15 protein-coding genes and 1 tRNA gene are annotated in these 17,437 nt (G+C 70.3%); 14 read left to right on the top strand and 2 right to left on the bottom strand.

The window, feature by feature from the left end; translation table 11 throughout:
* Positions 1–39: 39 nt before the first annotated feature.
* The 5 genes from ABD286_RS09895 to ABD286_RS09875 all read left to right on the top strand — a co-directional run bounded on the left by ABD286_RS09895 (position 40) and on the right by ABD286_RS09875 (position 5,748).
* Positions 40–744, top strand: coding sequence for an HNH endonuclease (locus tag ABD286_RS09895; protein WP_344192683.1), 705 nt, complete (start codon positions 40–42; stop codon positions 742–744).
* A gap of 521 nt (positions 745–1,265) precedes the next feature.
* Complete coding sequence (locus ABD286_RS09890) at positions 1,266–1,631, top strand: hypothetical protein (protein ID WP_344192681.1); 366 nt, start codon at positions 1,266–1,268, stop codon at positions 1,629–1,631.
* A 431-nt stretch (positions 1,632–2,062) separates the two neighbouring features.
* Positions 2,063–2,890, top strand: a complete 828-nt coding sequence (locus ABD286_RS09885) for a hypothetical protein (RefSeq protein WP_344192679.1) — start codon at positions 2,063–2,065, stop codon at positions 2,888–2,890.
* Between the two features lie 96 nt (positions 2,891–2,986).
* The gene (locus ABD286_RS09880) at positions 2,987–3,979 is read left to right on the top strand and encodes a hypothetical protein (RefSeq protein ID WP_344192677.1); all 993 of its coding nucleotides are present in this window, start codon (positions 2,987–2,989) and stop codon (positions 3,977–3,979) included.
* On the top strand, positions 3,976–5,748 hold the full coding sequence (locus ABD286_RS09875) for a hypothetical protein (RefSeq protein WP_344192674.1): 1,773 nt from the start codon (positions 3,976–3,978) through the stop codon (positions 5,746–5,748). Before ABD286_RS09880 ends, ABD286_RS09875 begins: the two co-directional genes overlap by 4 nt.
* A gap of 109 nt (positions 5,749–5,857) precedes the next feature.
* Here ABD286_RS09875 and ABD286_RS09870 read toward each other — a convergent pair.
* Positions 5,858–5,928, bottom strand: a tRNA-Gly gene (locus tag ABD286_RS09870).
* A gap of 94 nt (positions 5,929–6,022) precedes the next feature.
* Between ABD286_RS09870 and ABD286_RS09865 the strand changes: the two genes are divergently transcribed.
* The 3 genes from ABD286_RS09865 to ABD286_RS09855 all read left to right on the top strand — a co-directional run bounded on the left by ABD286_RS09865 (position 6,023) and on the right by ABD286_RS09855 (position 8,759).
* Positions 6,023–7,276, top strand: a complete 1,254-nt coding sequence (locus ABD286_RS09865; RefSeq protein ID WP_344192672.1) for a low temperature requirement protein A — start codon at positions 6,023–6,025, stop codon at positions 7,274–7,276.
* A 74-nt stretch (positions 7,277–7,350) separates the two neighbouring features.
* Entirely contained in the window at positions 7,351–7,926 is a 576-nt protein-coding gene (gene dcd, locus ABD286_RS09860; protein WP_344192670.1) for a dCTP deaminase, read from the top strand.
* Between the two features lie 152 nt (positions 7,927–8,078).
* Positions 8,079–8,759, top strand: coding sequence for an alpha/beta hydrolase (locus tag ABD286_RS09855; RefSeq protein ID WP_344192669.1), 681 nt, complete (start codon positions 8,079–8,081; stop codon positions 8,757–8,759).
* Here ABD286_RS09855 and ABD286_RS09850 read toward each other — a convergent pair.
* Complete coding sequence (locus tag ABD286_RS09850; RefSeq protein WP_344192667.1) at positions 8,756–10,213, bottom strand: aromatic amino acid ammonia-lyase; 1,458 nt, start codon at positions 10,211–10,213, stop codon at positions 8,756–8,758. The genes ABD286_RS09855 and ABD286_RS09850 overlap by 4 nt on opposite strands.
* 88 nt (positions 10,214–10,301) lie before the next feature.
* Between ABD286_RS09850 and ABD286_RS09845 the strand changes: the two genes are divergently transcribed.
* The 6 genes from ABD286_RS09845 (at position 10,302) to ABD286_RS09820 (ending at position 17,429) form a co-directional block, all read left to right on the top strand.
* The gene (locus tag ABD286_RS09845) at positions 10,302–11,441 is read left to right on the top strand and encodes an ABC transporter ATP-binding protein (RefSeq protein ID WP_344192665.1); all 1,140 of its coding nucleotides are present in this window, start codon (positions 10,302–10,304) and stop codon (positions 11,439–11,441) included.
* Between the two features lie 9 nt (positions 11,442–11,450).
* The gene (locus ABD286_RS09840; protein WP_344192663.1) at positions 11,451–12,098 is read left to right on the top strand and encodes an ABC transporter permease; all 648 of its coding nucleotides are present in this window, start codon (positions 11,451–11,453) and stop codon (positions 12,096–12,098) included.
* Positions 12,095–12,910, top strand: coding sequence for an ABC transporter permease (locus ABD286_RS09835; protein WP_344192660.1), 816 nt, complete (start codon positions 12,095–12,097; stop codon positions 12,908–12,910). Before ABD286_RS09840 ends, ABD286_RS09835 begins: the two co-directional genes overlap by 4 nt.
* Before the next feature lie 49 nt (positions 12,911–12,959).
* A complete protein-coding gene (locus ABD286_RS09830; RefSeq protein ID WP_344192658.1) occupies positions 12,960–13,889 on the top strand; it encodes an ABC transporter substrate-binding protein in 930 nt (309 codons plus the stop codon).
* Between the two features lie 302 nt (positions 13,890–14,191).
* Positions 14,192–16,618, top strand: a complete 2,427-nt coding sequence (locus tag ABD286_RS09825; RefSeq protein ID WP_344192656.1) for a LuxR C-terminal-related transcriptional regulator — start codon at positions 14,192–14,194, stop codon at positions 16,616–16,618.
* Positions 16,619–16,658: 40 nt separating this feature from the next.
* The gene (locus ABD286_RS09820; RefSeq protein WP_344192654.1) at positions 16,659–17,429 is read left to right on the top strand and encodes a lysophospholipid acyltransferase family protein; all 771 of its coding nucleotides are present in this window, start codon (positions 16,659–16,661) and stop codon (positions 17,427–17,429) included.
* Positions 17,430–17,437: the final 8 nt, after the last annotated feature.

The raw sequence follows: 17,437 nt of genomic DNA, 5'->3' as shown, positions 1-17,437 counted from the left end.
CTTCGCCGCTCTCTCAGCCCTGCGGACCAAGCGGCCGAGGTGCGCCGCATCGCAGCGCTGTCCGGCTCCCGCGTGGTGCGGTGCGACGGCAACCTTGACGAGCTCGAGCAGTACTGGCGAGGGGGTGACCAGCCTGGTTGGCACCTGGCCCACACGGTGCGCCAGAAGGACCTCCTGCTCAGCACCGTCGGTCGGGGTCGTGCCCGGATGGTCGTCAGCCTGTGCAGGGTCGAGCAAGTCAAGAGCGGTGACGCCGTCTGGTCGGCCAAAACCGATGTGATGATCAAGCCGCGAGTGTCGTGGCAAGCGCTGTTGAGCGAAGCGGGCCTCGATGCCACGGGCCGAGGGCAGTTCGCAGGTGATGATGGCGACGCTCTAGTCGAAGCGCTGGCAAGGCTCATCGAGGGAGTCCGTGACACCTCAGAGACCGAGGGCGAGCGTCAGATGAAGAGCTGTCGTGCGCGGTCAACAACGAATCGGGGCGCGGCCATCGACAAAGTAGATGGCGAATGCCAAGGATGTCGACGAAACCTTCGGGACTTGTTCGGTCTCCGCGGCGACCGAGGGCTGGACGCCCATCACATAGTCCCCTTGAGCGAGCGCGGCACCGGCATGGTTGAGACCAATGTTGATGACCTGCTCGTCCTGTGTGCTACTTGCCATCGACTGCTGCACGCCACCCTGAGCCCCTATCCCGACGACTTGGTTGATCTGCAAAGGCAGTGGGCGCTCGCGGCGCTCTGACCGAGCGCAGAAACTTACGTCTTGGCGAAGACAGGTTGTCCCTGCGCCGCGACCCCGCTGGGTGGTCGTCGCAGGAACGGGACTACCGCACCGTTGCCACTGCGGTGGAGTTGTGTCACACCTCCTCTGGGACTCCTCCGCCCGGCAACGATGAACGACAGGCCGCCGGAGAACGCAGCCGGCCAGCGGGGGCGTAGATCACCTCCTTTCTGCCCGCTCCCGGCCGCTGTGGCCCCGTGCGTCGTCATTCCTCTGTGGACTTGTCAACGTTCGTGTCCGCCCGGGCCGTGCGAGAGGTCTCGCTCGCTCGGGGACTTGTGATCGTTCGGTCCGACGGGCACTGCGCAATGAGGTGCTGAGACAACGCTCGCGGGGTGTCTCGGGGAAGTTGGTGGGATGGCCCCCTTGTGGGCTACTCCGACGCGCCGACGGGTGTCCTCGAACGCAACCGAGAGGACGCGTTCCGTGTCACGTTCCCGGCACCGGGCCGGCACGGACACCAAGGCCAAAGGCCACCAACCGTGACTACAACTCACACCCCTCAGCAGCCCCCCACCACCAACAGCACTACCGGGCTGCTCGATGAGCGTCGCCGGCGTCGCCGACTTGAGCACCTGCTCGATCTGCGATGGCGGCTCGCCACCTTGGCTGTGGAGCGCCGATCGCACGGCCTCGACGATGCCAACGACACCTTCGGGCAGCAGCTCGCAGTCGAGATCGCACTCAGCGAGGAGTTCCCGGACATCTACGTCGAGCGGCTCGGAGACTGGGCTCGACAAGAAGCCGAGCTGGAGCACCAACCGCCGCAGATGTCAGCCGAGTGCGGCATCTGCCAGGCAATCGCGTCCCGAAGCGGAGTCAATCTCACCCCACCCGAGGCTGCGTAACAGCCTCGAGCTGGACCACGGGCCGAGCGCCCATACATACCGGAGGCGGGACCACAGCGGTCCCGCCTCCGCGGTGTCTTAAGCGTCAGCCTGCGCGGGGATGGGAGAAGGCCGGCGCTGGTCGGACTCGATGATCCGCTTCCTAGAGGCAAGGGCGCCGTCCGGAGGCCCGGCCAAAGAGCGGGATTGCCGACTCCTCGGGACGCCGGACCTGTGAGGGAACGCGCTCGCGGACCACGTGAGAGCCCGACTCAGGAGAAGGACATGACCCACGAGCGGCCGCACGGCACCCACCACTCGCACAGCCAGCCCCGACGGGGCAACGGCATGTTCATCAGCTACGACACGGCCGGGCGAAGCCTTGGTCGGCTCGCAACGTCCCACGGCCGGCGGGTCGTCGTCGCGGGCGCGTCTGTCCGCCTCACGACGGCATGAGCGACCAGCACGAAGGGGATCACCTGTATGGCAAGGCGCGGAGTCCGCTCACCCGCATCGCCGACCAGCCTCGACCCTGGACTGTGAGCCCCATGAACACCGATACGCAGTCGCCGTCCGCTCAGGTCAGCGAACAGGTAGCCCGGTACATCGCCAACTACACGCCCACCCTCCCGGCTCAGCAGTGGACGGTGATCGGGGCAACGGCCCGCGACCTCGTCATCGCCACCGCGCCGCCCAGCCGCAACGACGCGAGGGTCTGTCTGAGCCACACGTCCAGGTTCCTGGTGTGGGTGCTCCAGCGCGCAGGCACTCTCGACATCGTCACGGTCATAACCACCGAATGGATCGAGCGGTACTGCCGAACCAACCCGCACCAGTTGGGGGCGGGGACGCTCGCCAAGCAGCGCGAGATCCTGCGCCGGCTCTTGCGAGCGATCGAGGGGCACTCGTCGTGCACTCGGCGGCAACCACGAGGTGAGGGTCCGGCGCCGTACGCCGCATCTGAACTGGCCTCGCTGCAGGCTGCCGCTGCACCCGAGGGCCCCTTGGCGTCGATCCTCGAGACCGTGAGCGGCCGCGGCGCGCTCAAGGCGGCACCTATCGGGAACCTCGACGCTGCGCGTCGCGAGGCCGCACCAACGGACGTCCAAGTTCGCTTCGATCGTCTTCGCGCCACCAGCATCGTCAACACGCTTGAGCGTTGGGGCACCACGCACGCGGCGATCGCCTCCGGCGGGCTGACGCAGACCGCGCTCGACCGCATCCTTCCGCATCTCCCACGACCCTCCGAGAGCGACGTCCAGGCCCTCCTTCGCGGCTGACCAAAGAAGCGAAGCGGGCCATTGCGCAAGCAGACCTGCCCGGCACCGTCCCTGACACCGCCCGAACTGGGCGGCCCCTCACCAACGGAGGCAGCAATGAATCGAACAGGCAAGGTCAGTGCCGCCCAGGCCAAGCGGCGTCGTCAAGAGCTCTTGGAGCAGAAGGCCGGGGCGCCCACGCCGCTCCCGGCGGACTTCGTGCACTACGTCGAGAACGTTTACAAGCCGCGAGGCCCAGTGGTCCCCCGCTGGGAGCAGGTGCGGCCCCTCGTCCTACTCAGCCTGCTGGGATCCAACGTCACCGGGACCAAGAGCCTCAAGCAGCACGTCACCCATGTCGGCCACTTCTGGGTCTGGGCGCTCAAGCACGGGCACCCCGCCGACTGCCGCACGACCCTGACGCGGTCCAACGTCGACGAGTACACCCGGGTCGGCATGCCCAACTGCAAGGAGAAGTCCCGCTCTGACCGGCGCTCCCGCCTCCGCGGCCTGGCGGACCACCACAACCCCGCGGATGTCCCCTTCAAGGGCGTGAGCATCAGTCGAGCCGGGATCCGACCGCCCTACACCCAAGACGAGATCGACAAGATCTGCAGGGTCGCCAAAGTGCAGCCGACCGCCGAGATGCGTCGGAAGATGTGCCTCTGCGTCGCCATGGGGGCCGGGGCCGGCATCGACTCACCCGAGCTGAAACTCCTCCAACGAGACCACGTGCTTGACGAGGGAGAGTGTGGGATCGCCCTCTGCGTGCCCGGCCCGCGTGCGCGCAAGGTGACTGTTCTCCGCGAGTACGAGGACCTGCTGCGTGAAGGACTCAAGGGACTGACCGGCAGCGCCCTACTTCTGGGCCGACTGTCGAACCGTCACAACGTGGCCTCCGATGTCTTCGCGCGGGCCACGCTCTTGGGGAGCGTCCCCCACCTCGAACAGAGCCGTCTGCGCTCAACCTGGATGGCTACCTTGATGACGCGGCCCGTCCCCCTTGCGGTCCTCATGGACGCCGCAGGGGTGCGCACCGCCGGCACCCTCGTTGAGCTGGTGCCCTACCTCGATGCCGCTCAGAACCTCGTCGACGGGAGCACCCGATGAAGACGGTCGAGCAGACAATCACCGATGTCGAGCACGCGCGATGGGTGGTCGACAAGGCTGGGATCGGTGCCCTTCTCGATGCCAACAGTCGACGAAGCAACCGTGGCCGAAAGCGCGAAGGGTTGGACGGACGCCTCTTCATGATCCTGCTCATCGCCGCTGCGATGCAGGGACGCGCCACCATCCAGCGCATGTGGGAGATCGCCACCGGTCAGCTCCCGCGGGGTCTCCAGTGGGAACTGGGCGTGCTTCGCAAGGACGGGAACACCGTCGCCCAGCTGACCCCCAAGCAGCTGTACGACATGGGCAGTGCGCTGAACAAGCACCTTGCGTGGACTGGCCCCCTCGCATCCTCCCTCTCCGAGGAGGAGTGCCTGCGGCGGGAACGGGTGGTGGCGGCGATCGCGGATGCCCTCACGGTCACGACTCACGTCGTGGCCAGATCGGGGTCGGCCCTTGCCGTTGACGAGTCGGGGGTGTGGGCGTGGACACGCGGACGACGGAAGCCCGTCGACGCGCCTCCCGTCCATCCGTCTGACGAGGACGAGCAGAGGTCAGGCCGACCCTTGGCCGCCTCTGCCGTCGAGGGTTCTGTGCCCGTCGAGGCGCTTGACCACGAGCCCGTGGACGAGGACTACGTCAAGGAAGTGCCCACGGTCGCTTCGGACTCACGTGGGCCATCCGAAGCCCGGGTCGAGGCGCCTGCGTCGAAGGCGCGGCGGTTCGACCCCGACGCCAAGTGGGGTGTCAAGACGCACAAGGACGGTGGACGGACCAGCTACTTCGGATACGCCCTGCACACGCTCGTCCGCATCCCCGATGTCGGTCAGACCAAGGACGCCAGTGCCGAGCCGCTCTTTGTGGAACGGTTTCGCCTGACGCCAGCGAGCACCGACATCGTGGATGTCACCGTGGGCATGATCGACGACGTCCTCGCGGCCGGCGTGGAGGTTGGCGACCTCATCGGGGACCGCCACTACTCGTACAAGAAGGCCGAACGCTGGGCCCTGCCGCTTTGGAAACGGGGTGTGCGGCTGGTCCACGATCTTCGCAAGGACGACCACGGAGCAGTCGACTACGAGGGCAGCAAGATCATCGCAGGTTGGCCACACTGCCCCGGCACGCCGAGCCACCTCGAGGTTTTGCTGCGGCCTGGGTCAACCGGTACGAAAGCAGAGATCGACACCTTCCGCAGCCAGATCGACGAGCGCTTCAAGTTCGCGATGCGCCGTCACAAGACGGTCCTGGGAGACGGGAAGAGCCGATGGGGCTGTCCCGCGCTCAACGGCAAGGTGGGCTGCCCCTTCATCGATGGAACCGTGGAGGTCGCCCGGGAGACCGGACAGCCGATCGTGGTGCCACCCGCGGCCAAGACTCCCTTCTGCAAGCAGACCACCGTGCAGATTCCACCGGGGCGACACATGAAGTACGCCCAAGAGGAGTACTGGGGAGATGGACGCTGGGAACCCTCGTGGGATAGGCGCACCTACGTCGAGGGCGTCTACGGCAACCTCAAGAATCCGAACACCGAGAACATCCACCGCGGCTTCTTCCAGTTCACCGGTCTGCCGATGGTCACGCTCGCGATGGCCGCGGCGGTCGCCTCCTACAACATTCGAGAGCTCAACAACTGGCATGAGCGGACCGGACTCGGCGACGCCGAACACCCGCTGCTGGCCAGCACACAGTGGGTGGATGGGTTGACGATGCTGACTCGCCAGCAAGCAGATGACGTGGATGCAGCCTACGGAGAGCAGCGCGCGGCATGAGCATGACGAAGGGGCCCGACCTGTTGGTCGGGCCCCTTCGTCATGTCCACCGTAGGTCCGGCCCCATTTCGGGGGACTGTTTCGGCCATTTCGGTGAATCCCTCGTGGGAGCCGGTGACGAGAATCGAACTCGCGTGTCCAGCTTGGGAAGCTGGCGCTCTACCATTGAGCTACACCGGCGCACGCCGCCCCGAAAGGGCGACGCGGCAGGCAGTCTAACCGACGCCACGCGGCATACCGGACACCCCGTCGCCGGGGGTCGTACGCTCCACTCGTGAGCGCCCTCAACCTCATCCCGCTCGTCCGGCGCATGGGCCCGCGCGACCCGCACGAGGCGCACCGCGTCGCCTCGCCCCTCGAGCTGTTCTTCGACCTCGTCTTCGTCGTCGCCATCGCGAGTGCAGCCGCCGAGCTGCACCACGGCCTGTCGGCGGCGCACTACGAGGCGATCCTCGGCTTCTCGTTGGTCTTCTTCGCCATCTGGTGGGCGTGGATGAACTACGCGTGGTTCGCGTCCGCCTACGACTGCGACGACGTCGTCTACCGCCTGCTGACCTTCGCGATCATGGCCGGTTCGCTCCTGCTCGCGGCCGGGGTGCCGGACCTGTTCGACGACGGCCAGTCCATCGCCGTCGTGACCGGGTATGCCGTGATGCGCCTCGCGATGGTCGCCCTCTGGCTCCGTGTGGCCCGGGGAGACACCCCCCACCGCACGACCGCGATGACCTATGCCGTCGGCATCACCGTGGTGCAGGTCCTCTGGATCGCGCGGCTGGCCCTGCACGGCGACGGCGTGCTGTACGCGACGTTCGGGCTGCTCGTCCTCGCCGAGGTCGCCGTCCCCGTGGTCGCGGAGCAGCGCGGCGGAGCGACGCCGTTCCACCCCCACCACATCGCCGAGCGCTACGGCCTGTTCACGATCATCGTCCTCGGTGAGGTCATCCTCGCCAGCGTCCAGGCCATCCAGGGCGTCCTGGCCGAGCCGGCCGCCGCGGGCAGCAACGCAGGGCACGGAGTGCTCCCGGCGGCCGAGGGCGGCGGTGGGTCGGGACTCACCCCCGGCCTGGTCCTGCTGGCAGTCGGCGGCCTGCTCATCGTGTTCTCGCTGTGGTGGCTGTACTTCAAGCGGGACCACGTCGACCTCATCGGCCAGGGGCGGACGATGACCTGGGTCTACTCGTACGCGCACGTGCTCGTCTTCGCCGCAGTGGCAGCCGTCGGGGCGGGGCTGGCCGCTGCCGTCGACGTGGTGCAGCACGACGCCGTGGCGTCGTCGCGAGCCATCGCCTTCGCGCTCGCGGTGCCCGTCGCGGTCTACGCCCTGGTGCTCGCAGCCCTGCACGCCGCTGCTGACCGCGACCCCAGGACGGCGGTCCCCGCCGTGGCCCTCTCGGTCGCCGTGCTCCTCGTCGCTGCCCTCGGTCTCGACATGCCGCTGGCCGTGCTGCTCATCGGCCTCGCCATGGCCGGCGCAGTCGCCCAGCACGTCGTGGTCGCCCAACGGCGACTCGCCGGAGCCGCGACCTGACCCACCTGACCGGTCAGCGGCCACGGGGCGGCGAAGCCGGTCACGCGGCACACCTCGGGCGTTAGTCTCTCCCCGTGCTGCTCAGCGACCGTGACATCAAGGCCGAGATCGACGCCGGACGGGTCGTCCTCGACCCGTGGGACCCCGAGATGGTCCAGCCGTCGAGCGTGGACGTGCGACTCGACCGGTTCTTCCGGCTGTTCGACAACCACAAGTACCCCTACATCGACCCCGCCGAGGACCAGCCCGACCTGACCCGCCTCGTCGAGGTGGAGAGGGGCGAACCGTTCGTGCTGCACCCGGGGGAGTTCGTCCTCGGGTCGATCTACGAGGCCGTCACCCTCCCCGACGACGTCGCGGCTCGCGTCGAGGGCAAGTCCAGCCTCGGTCGCCTCGGCCTGTTGACCCACGCGACCGCCGGCTTCGTCGACCCCGGGTTCACCGGCCACGTCACCCTCGAGCTGAGCAACGTCGCCACCCTCCCGATCAAGCTGTGGCCGGGCATGAAGGTCGGCCAGCTCTGCTTCTTCCGCCTCTCCTCCCCGGTCGAGAACCCCTACGGCAGCGCCAAGTACGGCTCGCACTACCAGGGCCAGCGTGGCCCGACGGCGAGCCGCTCGTTCCAGAGCTTCCGCGCCACCGACGTCTGACCCCACCCGCTCCGAGGGCGGAGGTGTGCTGAGGCGCACCTCACGGCATAGCTGCGCAGGCCCGGGCGTTGGACCGGGTGACGCGCCGAGCCATCCGGGTGCGCCCCCGGCGTCGAACACCAGACGTCGCCCCTGCACGAGGAGAACCCCGCATGCCCGCCGCCCGCCTGCTCTGGCCCACCGAGGTCGAGAACCCCCGCGCGATCGTCCTCGTCCTGCACGGTGGTCGGTCCAAGGGTCGTGGTCCGGTGCGTCCGTGGCAGGGAGCGGTGCTGCGTATGGCGCCCTTCGCCAAGGCCGTGGGTCGCGCCGGTGAAGGGGAGGTGGCCGTCGCCGAGCTCCGCTACGCCGTGCGCGGATGGAACGGTGCCGAGGCCAGCCCGCTCGCCGACACGCGCCTTGCGCTGGAGCAGATCGCGGCGAAGTACCCAGGCGTCCCGATCGGCCTGCTCGGCCACTCGATGGGTGGCCGCGTCGCCCTGCACCTCGCCGACGACGAGCGGATCCACGCCATCGTCGCGCTGGCCCCGTGGGTCGAGGGCCCGGATCAGCCGCGCTGGCACCCCGACCTGCACCTGCTCGTCCTGCACGGTTCGCTGGACCGGATGACGTCGGCCAAGGCGTCCCGGGCGATGGCCACCGCCATGGAGCGACTGGGCGCGGACGTCACCTACGAGCGCGTGGAGAACGACACCCACGCCATGCTGCGCCGGGCCGGCTACTGGCACGAGCGCTCCGCCGACTACCTCGTCCAGCACCTGCTGGTCGAGCCCTATGACGCCGGCCACCAGGCCGACGTGCGCGTCTCTCGGGATGAGCGCCGGTCCCGCTAGCGCTCCTGAGGGGTGCTCACGGCATACCCCTCGACGATGCGCTCGGCGATGACGAGCTCGGGGGACAGGTCGCGGTCCTCGAAGCCGGACGGCAGGCCCTCGCACCGCGCCAGCGCCACGGCGAGCTCACCCACCGGGGCGACCCCGCGCATGCGCAGGGCCCGCACGGCGCACACGAGCTCGACCGCGAGCATCCGGCGGTAGGCCGCCGTGGCCTCGCCGAGCCGTACCGCCGCCATCCCGGCGAACGACGCGTCGTCCTCGATGCCCGCCGACACCCCCGCGGTCTGGACGCTCGACGGGGTCGACGCGTGACCGCGGATCGTCGAGAGCGCCGACGCCGCAACGTATTCGGCGATGAGCACCCCCGACGAGCCCGCCGTCGCGTCCGAGAGGAACAGCGGCAACCCGCTCGCCGAGTCGGTGAGCACGTGGCTCACCCGTGACTGCACCGCCTGCGCCGAGCGCGTGAGGGCCAGGAGCGTCGAGTCCACCGCCAGGACGAGGTATGCAGCGTGGAAACCGCCGTGGTGGGTGACCCGCCCGCCGTCCTCGCTGACGGTGAAGAGCGGGTTCTCCGAGGCGGTGTTGGCGGCGGTCTCGACGACGGCCTTGAGGTCGGTGACCGTGTCGAGGACCGGACCGTGGACCTGAGGCCAGGTGCGCAGGCCGAAGAAGTCCTGGAGGTGCGCCGGCTCGCCGGGTTGGCCGTCGAGCAGCTCGCGCAGCACGCGGGCGACCTCGCGGGCACCGTGGAAGGGCGTGGCGTCGGCGGCCGTCGTGCTGACCGCCTCGGCATTGCCGCGCAGGGCGACGAAGCTCAGCGCGCAGACCGTGTCGGCCGCGCGGGCGAGGGCGTGCAGGGAGGCTGCGTGCAGCCCGGTCTCGGCGATGGCGAACGCATTCGACGACATGAGGGGGAGCGCGTCGGCCGAGCTGAGGGCGAGGTCGGCGCTGCGGTGGCCGCCGACCCGGTCGCGCTCGCCGATGAGGGCGAGGCCGACCTCGGCCAGGGAGGTCAGGTCGCCGGTGCCGAGGGACCCGTACCGGTGGACGACCGGGAGGTCGGCGGACGGCGCACCGACGAGTGCGGCCAGGGCGCTCGCCAGCTCGGGACTGGCGCCGCTGCCACCGGCGAGGAGTTGGTTCGCCCGGACGGCCAGGGCCGCCCGCACGACGTGGTCGGGGACCACGGCACCCCAGCCGGCGGCGTGCGACCGCAGCAGCCGCAGGCCGTGGTCGACGGTCGAGTCGGTGCTCTCCTCGCGCGCCGCACCGACACCGGTGGTGCGCCCGTAGACAGGGCGCTCGGCGCTGATCGTGGCGGCGAGCCGGTGCGAGGCCTCAGCCCTGGCAAGGGCCTCGGGGTCGGTGGAGGTGGGGGCACCCGCTGCTGCCAGGAGGAGTCCGTCGAGGTCGAGGCTGCTGCCGTCCAGCCGCAGGGAGTGGTCCACGGCGCCAGTATCGCGCTCCCGACCGGGAGGTCTCGGTCCGGTCTCAGCGGGACTGCGCTGGTCAGTGCGCTGCATTAGGTTGATGCGCATGATCGTCTTCGACGGTGTGACCAAGCAGTACCCGGATGGCACCGTGGCCGTCGACGAGCTGAGCCTCGAGGCGCCCACCGGGCAGATCACGGTCCTCGTCGGCCCCTCGGGCTGTGGCAAGACGACCTCGCTGCGCATGATCAACCGGATGATCACCCCCACCTCCGGCACGATCACGCTGGACGGCAAGGACACCAAGCGGATGAAGGAGGCCGAGCTGCGCCGCGGCATCGGCTACGTCATCCAGCACGCCGGGCTGTTCCCGCACCGCACCGTCCTCGACAACGTCGGCACGGTGCCCCGACTGCTCGGCATGGACCGCCGCGAGACCGAGAAGCGCTCGATGGAGCTGCTCGAGCGCGTCGGCCTCGACCCGGCCTTCGCCAAGCGCTACCCCGCCCAGCTCTCCGGCGGCCAGCAGCAGCGCGTCGGTGTCGCCCGTGCCCTCGCCGCGGACCCGCCCGTGATGCTCATGGACGAGCCGTTCAGTGCCGTCGACCCCGTGGTCCGCGAGCAGCTCCAGGACGAGTTCCTGCGCCTGCAGAGCGAGCTCGGCAAGACGATCGTCTTCGTCACCCACGACATCGACGAGGCCATCAAGCTCGGCGACCAGGTGGCCGTGCTGCGGGTCGGCGGCAAGCTGGCCCAGATCGCCGAGCCCGCCTACCTGCTCTCGCACCCCGTCGACGACTTCATCGCCGACTTCGTCGGTCGTGATCGTGGGTACCGTGCCCTGTCCTTCCAGAAGACCCCGCGCCTGCCCCTCGCGTCGGAGCGCACCGTCGCCATGGGGGAGACCGTCAGCGGCGTCGACTCCGACTGGGTCCTCGTCGTGGACGAGGGCAACCGTCCGCTCGGCTGGGTCGAGCCCCGCCGCATCAGTGGCGAGGTGACCAGCGAGGTGCTGCACCGCGGCGGCACCGTCGCCCGTGCCAGCGGGCCGCTGCGCGCTGCCCTCGACGCAGCGCTGTCGAGCCCCAGCCGACGCGGCGTCATCGTCGACGACGCCGGCGCCCTGGTCGGCACGGTGCGCGCCCACGAGGTGCTCACCGCCATCGAGGAGACCGATCGCCCCGAGCTCGAGGACCCCCAGCGTCCCGGGGCCGCCCGGGCCAGCCACGAGTCGTCAGGTGCCTGAGGAGTCGTCATGACCTGGTTCCTCGACCACCTGGACGACGTGCAGGCCCGGACACTGCAGCACATCTACCTCGCGGGCCTGCCCCTGCTCATCGGCCTGCTGCTGGCCCTGCCCCTGGGCTGGCTGGCGCGGCGCTTCCCGCGGCTCTACGTCCCCTTTACCGCCGGTTTCGGCCTGCTCTACACGATCCCCAGCCTCGCGCTGTTCGTCCTGCTCCCGCCCATCATCGGGACCAAGATCCTCGACCGGGAGAACGTCGTCGTCGGCCTGACGCTCTACACCGTCGCGCTGCTGGTCCGCACCGTGGCCGACGGCCTCGGCTCGGTCCCGGACGACGTGCAGCAGGCCGCCACGGCCATGGGCTACACGAGGGTCAAGCGGTTCTTCGCCATCGAGCTCCCGTTGGCGGTGCCGGTGATCTCGGCCGGACTGCGGGTCGCTGCGGTCAGCAACGTCAGCATCGTCAGCGTGGCCAGCGTGCTCGGGATCCCCCAGCTCGGGCTCTTCTTCACCGATGGCTTCAACCGCCAGTTCTACGACCCCCTCGTGGTCGGCATCGTGGCCTGCGTCGTCCTCGCCCTCCTCTTCGACGGGGTCATCGTGGCGGCGACCCGCGCGTTCACACCCTGGCTCCGGGCGACGGGAGCGCGCGCATGATCAACGACATCCTCAGCTGGTTCGCCGACCCGGCCAACTGGTCCGGTGAGAGCGGCGTCCCCCACCGACTCCTCCAGCACCTCGGCTACACCGCCGTCTCACTCCTCGTGGCCGCCCTCATCGCCATCCCCGTCGGGCTCGCCATCGGTCACACCGGCCGAGGGCGGTTCCTGGCCATCAACATCGCCGGAGCGGCCAGAGCCATCCCCAGCCTGGGCCTGCTCTACCTCATGGTGCTGTGGCTCTTCCCCAAGCTGGCCGGCGACTCCGCCCTCGTCGTGCCGTCGATCATCGTGCTCATCGTCCTGGCGATCCCGCCGATCATGGCCGGTGCCTACGCCGGTGTGGAAGGCGTCGAGCCTGCCGCGCGCGACGCCGCCAAGGGTATGGGCATGACCGGCATGCAGGTGCTGCGCCAGGTCGAGGTGCCGTGCGCCGCGCCGCTGATCTTCTCCGGCCTGCGCTCGGCCACCCTCCAGGTGGTCTCGACGGCCACGATCGCCGCCGTCGCCGGCACCGGCGGTCTGGGCCGCTACCTCATCGACGGCCAGAAGCTCTCGGACTACGAGCAGATGGCGGCCGGCGCGCTGCTCGTGGGTGGTCTGGCCCTGCTGCTCGACCTCATCCTGTCCATCGTCCAGCGCACGGTCGTCTCGCCCGGGCTCGGCGGCGGACGGGGCAGCGGACGCCGCGGTTCGTCCCGCGGCCGCGCAGGGGCCGGAGCCGCAGCACGGACGGGCACTTCCGGGAATACCCCTGTCGATGTAGAGATTGACTCCAGCGGGCGTACCGTTGACGCCCCGGCCCGTTGACACCCAGTCATCCATGAACGTCATCGTCACCACACTGAGGAGCAGGACCGTGAAGCTGAGTCGCATCACCCTGACCATCGCCACCGCTGCGGCCCTGCTGGCCACCGCGGCGTGCGGCAACTCCGGGGGCGACCCGCTCGCCCCCAGCAGCACTTCCGGTTCGGGCAGCGCTGCCGCCGGCGGCATCATCGTCGGCTCGGCCGACTTCCCCGAGAGCGCCCTGCTCGCCGAGATCTACGCCGGTGCCCTCGAGGCCAAGGGCGTCAAGGTCACCAAGAAGCTCAACATCGGTGCCCGCGAGGCCTACATCCCGGCCCTCCAGGACGGCTCGATCGACCTGATCCCCGAGTACACCGGTGTGCTGACGCAGTACTTCAACAAGGACGCCAAGGCGACCGACTCCGAGGGCGTCTACACCGAGCTCAAGGCAGCCGTCCCCGACACCCTCGCCGTGCTCGACAAGTCCGCGGCCGAGGACAAGGACGCGCTCGTCATGAAGAAGTCCCGCGCCGACGAGCTCGGCGTGAAGTCGATCGCCGACCTCAAGGGCAAGAGCCAGGACCTCGTCATCGGCGGCCCGCCGGAGTGGAAGACCCGCCTCACCGGCATCCCCGGCTTCAAGAAGTTCTACGGGCTGGAGTTCAAGCAGTTCCGTCCGCTCGACGCCGGTGGCCCGCTCACCCTGCAGGCGCTGAAGAACGGCCAGATCGACGCCGGTGACCTGTTCACCACCGACCCGAGCATCGCGGAGAACGACCTCATCGCGCTCGAGGACCCGGAGAACATGTACGCGGCGCAGAACGTCGTCCCGCTGATCACCAAGAGCAAGAGCAACCCGACCATCGAGGGTGCACTCAACGCGGTGTCGGCCAAGCTCGACACCGCCACGCTGTCCGCGCTGCTCAAGGAGGTCGTCTCCGACAAGAAGGACGCCGACACCGTCGCCAAGGACTTCCTGTCCAAGAACGGCCTCGGCTGACCGTCGAAGACCTCGCACCACGACAGCGGCACCCCGGCTCGAGCCGGGGTGCCGCTGTCGTTGATCGGGCCACCGGGCGCTGCGCGCAACGGAGGCCGGGTGCGTCCCCCTGGATCTGCACCCGGCCTCGGTCGTGGCCCCCCGGCCGACAAGCGCGGGATCCGTGGCTGCGGGACACGCCCCTCCACGTCTCCCGCGGCCACAGGTCCTGCTCGTGTCGGAACTCAGACTGTCGGGGCGCCGCGGACAGGGCATCGGTGAAACCACCGATATTGACCTGAGTGTCTGGGTAGCCTGATTCGGTGCTGACACCGTGTGTGGGGCGCGACGACGTTCTCGAACGCCTCCGGCTGCTCCTCGGGAGCCACCGGTGGGTGACGCTGACCGGCGCCCCCGGCTGCGGGAAGACGCTCGTCGCCCGGCACGTGGCGGCGGCCTCGACCACGGTCTGGGTCACCGGTCACGCACACCCCACCGCCGCGATCCTCGTCACCGCCTGCCTCGACGCCCTCGGCGCCGAGGTCGCCCCGGGCGACTCGACGACCTCGGCGCTCAAGCGGGCCCTCGACGGCCGCGACCTGCTCCTCGTCCTCGACGGCGTCGACTCGATCGACGGCCTCGGGGAGATCCTCGACGAGGTGGTCGAGGACGCGGAGACCTTCCGGTTGCTGTGCACGGCCACGACCGTCGCCGGCCGATCCCACGAGAACGTCCTGCGGCTGCACCCCTTGCCGGTCCCGACCGCAGCGATGCCGCTCGAGGGGCCCGCGGTCGAGCTGCTCCTCGCCCGGGTGGCCGCCGCCGGTGGCCACACCGTCGACATCGCCCAGCACGACCACACCCTGCGCCGCCTCCTGCGGGCCAGCGGCGGGCTGCCGTCCCTCATCGAGCAGCTCGCGGTCCAGATCGCCCTCATCGGGGTGAGCGACGTGGCACCGGTCGGCACGATGGCGCAGGCGGTGCGCGGCTCCTACGACCTGCTCGACGAGGACCAGCGCCGGTGCTTCCGCCGGTTGGCCGTGGTCGGTCGTCCCGTCGGCCTCGACGCCCTCGCCGACATCTGCGAGGTGTCGCGGCCCGCCGCGGTGCAGCTCGCCTCGGCCCTCGCGCGCCGCAGCCTCGTCGAGGTGCAGTCCGACGGTCGGTTCGACATGCTCCCGCCGCTGCGCGAGGTCGGCCGCGAGCTCGCCAGAGGCACGGTCGACGAGACCGGCGCGATGGAGGGGCTGCTGCGCTGGGTGGACCGCACCATCCCTGCCGGCTACTTCACCGGGGCCGGCGACGCCGCCTGGCTGGCAGAGGTGCAGCTCGTCGCCGCAGCGGTCCGCCACGCTGCCGCTCACGACGAGCGACGCCCCGAGGCGTACGACCTGGCCAACCGCGCCTTCTCAGCGCTCTACACCGCCATGCGGGCCAGGGACGCGGTGGACCTGCTCGAGGCGGTGCTCGACAGCGGCGACGGACCCGCGGGCATCGGCTCCCAGCTGGCCCGCCGAGCGGGGATTTGCGCCTCCGAGGTCCGCGGCACCTACGAGGGTCTGCGCCTCCTGGACCGCGCCGAGCAGCACGCGTCGGGTCTGGACGACGGCGCCCGCAGCCTCGAGTTCGCCCGCAATGCGGCCATCCGCGCGGAGATGCACCTCGACGCCGGCAACCTCGCACAGGCGAGGTCCGACGCCGAGCGCACCCTGCTGCTCGGCCAGCGCGACCCGTACGTCGTGCGCCAGGTGCGGCGCACCCTCATGGACGTGTGCGTCTCCAGCGGTGACCTCGCCGAGGCAGAGCGGCTCGGCGCCCTCATCGTCGACGCCCCTCCGGCCGACGAGCTGTGGATCGCCTTGTCGGCGCGCACCCTCCAGGCCAAGGCGGCGTGGGAGCAGGGCCGGCTCGTGGAGGCGGAATCCCTTGCCCTGTATGCCCTGGCGAAGGCCAAGGAGCTGCGCGAGGACCGCATCGCGTTGCTCGCCGACGTCGTGGTCCGGCTGGTCACCCGGCGTCCCGGCGAGCCCCTCGACGTGGACATCGAGAGCCTGCCCTGGGCGGTCCGCGTCTGCGTCCAGCTGCAGGACGCGCGCGACCTGCTGGCTGCGGGCGAGCTCACCCGGGCCGCCGGCCGGGCTGCCGACACGGTGGTGCTCGCCGACAGCGCCAAGCTCGGTCGCGACGGCGTCGAAGGGCGGCTGCTCGTGGCCGACTCACTGATGGCCATGGGTGACCCGACGCAGGCCCGGCCGTCCTACCTGTCCGCGCTGCGTCGTGCCGGTGAGGTCCCGATGCCGCTGCGGGCCGCCGACGCGCTCGACGGCCTGGCCGCGTCCGCGGAGCCGGGCACGGCGGCATACCGGCAGCTCACGGGGGCAGCGGCAGCGCTGCGGGTGCCCCGCGCCGCCGTGGGCCGGTCCCGCCCGGGGGTCCCGTATGCCGCGGGCTCGCCTCGCGACTGCCCGCCCACCTGGGTCGCCTCCGGACACCTCACCCGCGAAGGGCTTGCGGCGGTGACCGCCCTCGCCCCCGGCGAGGAGCCCGAGGTCACCTCGCCGCTGGGCGTGCTGACCAAGGCGGAGCGCGCGGTCGCCGAGCTGGTGGCCGAGGGCCTCACGAGCCGACAGATCGCCGAGCAGCTGTTCGTCTCGCCGCGGACGGTGGACGCGCACCTCTCGCACATCTTCCGCAAGCTCGAGATCAGCACCCGCGCCAAGCTCGCGGCCCTGATGGCCGAGGTGGCGTGAGGCCTCCAACCGCGACCGGGCGCCGCTCCGAATGACTGCCGTGCACGACCTCACGTACCGCCTCGTCATCCGCGCCTGCCACGTCCTGTTCCGGGCGCTGGGGCTGCGGATCTCCATCGTCGGCGCCGACCGGCTGCCGTCGACCGGGCCGGTGGTGGTGGCGGCCAACCACAGCAGCTTCATCGACTTCATGTTCGTGGGGGAGGCAGCGCGCTCGCAGGGGCGGCTGGTGCGGTTCATGGCCAAGCAGTCGGTGTTCGACGCGCCCGTGTCCGGGCCGCTGCTGCGCGGCATGCACCACATCCCCGTCGACCGCGCGCACGGGGAGACTGCCGCGCGTTCTGCGTACCGCGCACTGCGGGCCGGTGAGGTGGTGGGCGTCTACCCGGAGGCCACCATCGGTCGTGCGTTCGTCGTCAAGGACCGGGCCGACGTCAAGCGCGGAGCCGCCTACCTGGCCCTGCGGACGGGTGCGCCCATCGTCCCGGTCGCCCACTGGGGGGTTCACCGCATCTTCACCGTCGACGGCCGCTACAGCCTCCGGCGTGGCACCGCGGTCCAGGTGCTCGTCGGCGAACCCATCCACCCGTTGCCGGGGGAGGACGCCGACGCCCTGACGACGCGGGTGCACACGGTGCTCGTGTCGATGGTCGACGAGCTCATCGACACGTACCCGCAGAAGCCGGCCGAGCCGCATACCGCCTGGTGGTGGCCGGCCTCGCGCGGAGGCGGCGCCCCCGCAATGCACGAGGCGCGCCTCCTCGACGAGGAAGCGCGCCTCAAGGCCGACGCCGGCCGACGCCGCGGCTGAGCGCAGGG

This window comes from Pedococcus aerophilus, from assembly GCF_039532215.1.
Lineage (GTDB): Bacteria > Actinomycetota > Actinomycetes > Actinomycetales > Dermatophilaceae > Pedococcus > Pedococcus aerophilus.
The sequence above is the reverse complement of the archived record's forward strand: the minus strand, read 5'-3'. Positions and strand labels throughout refer to the sequence as shown.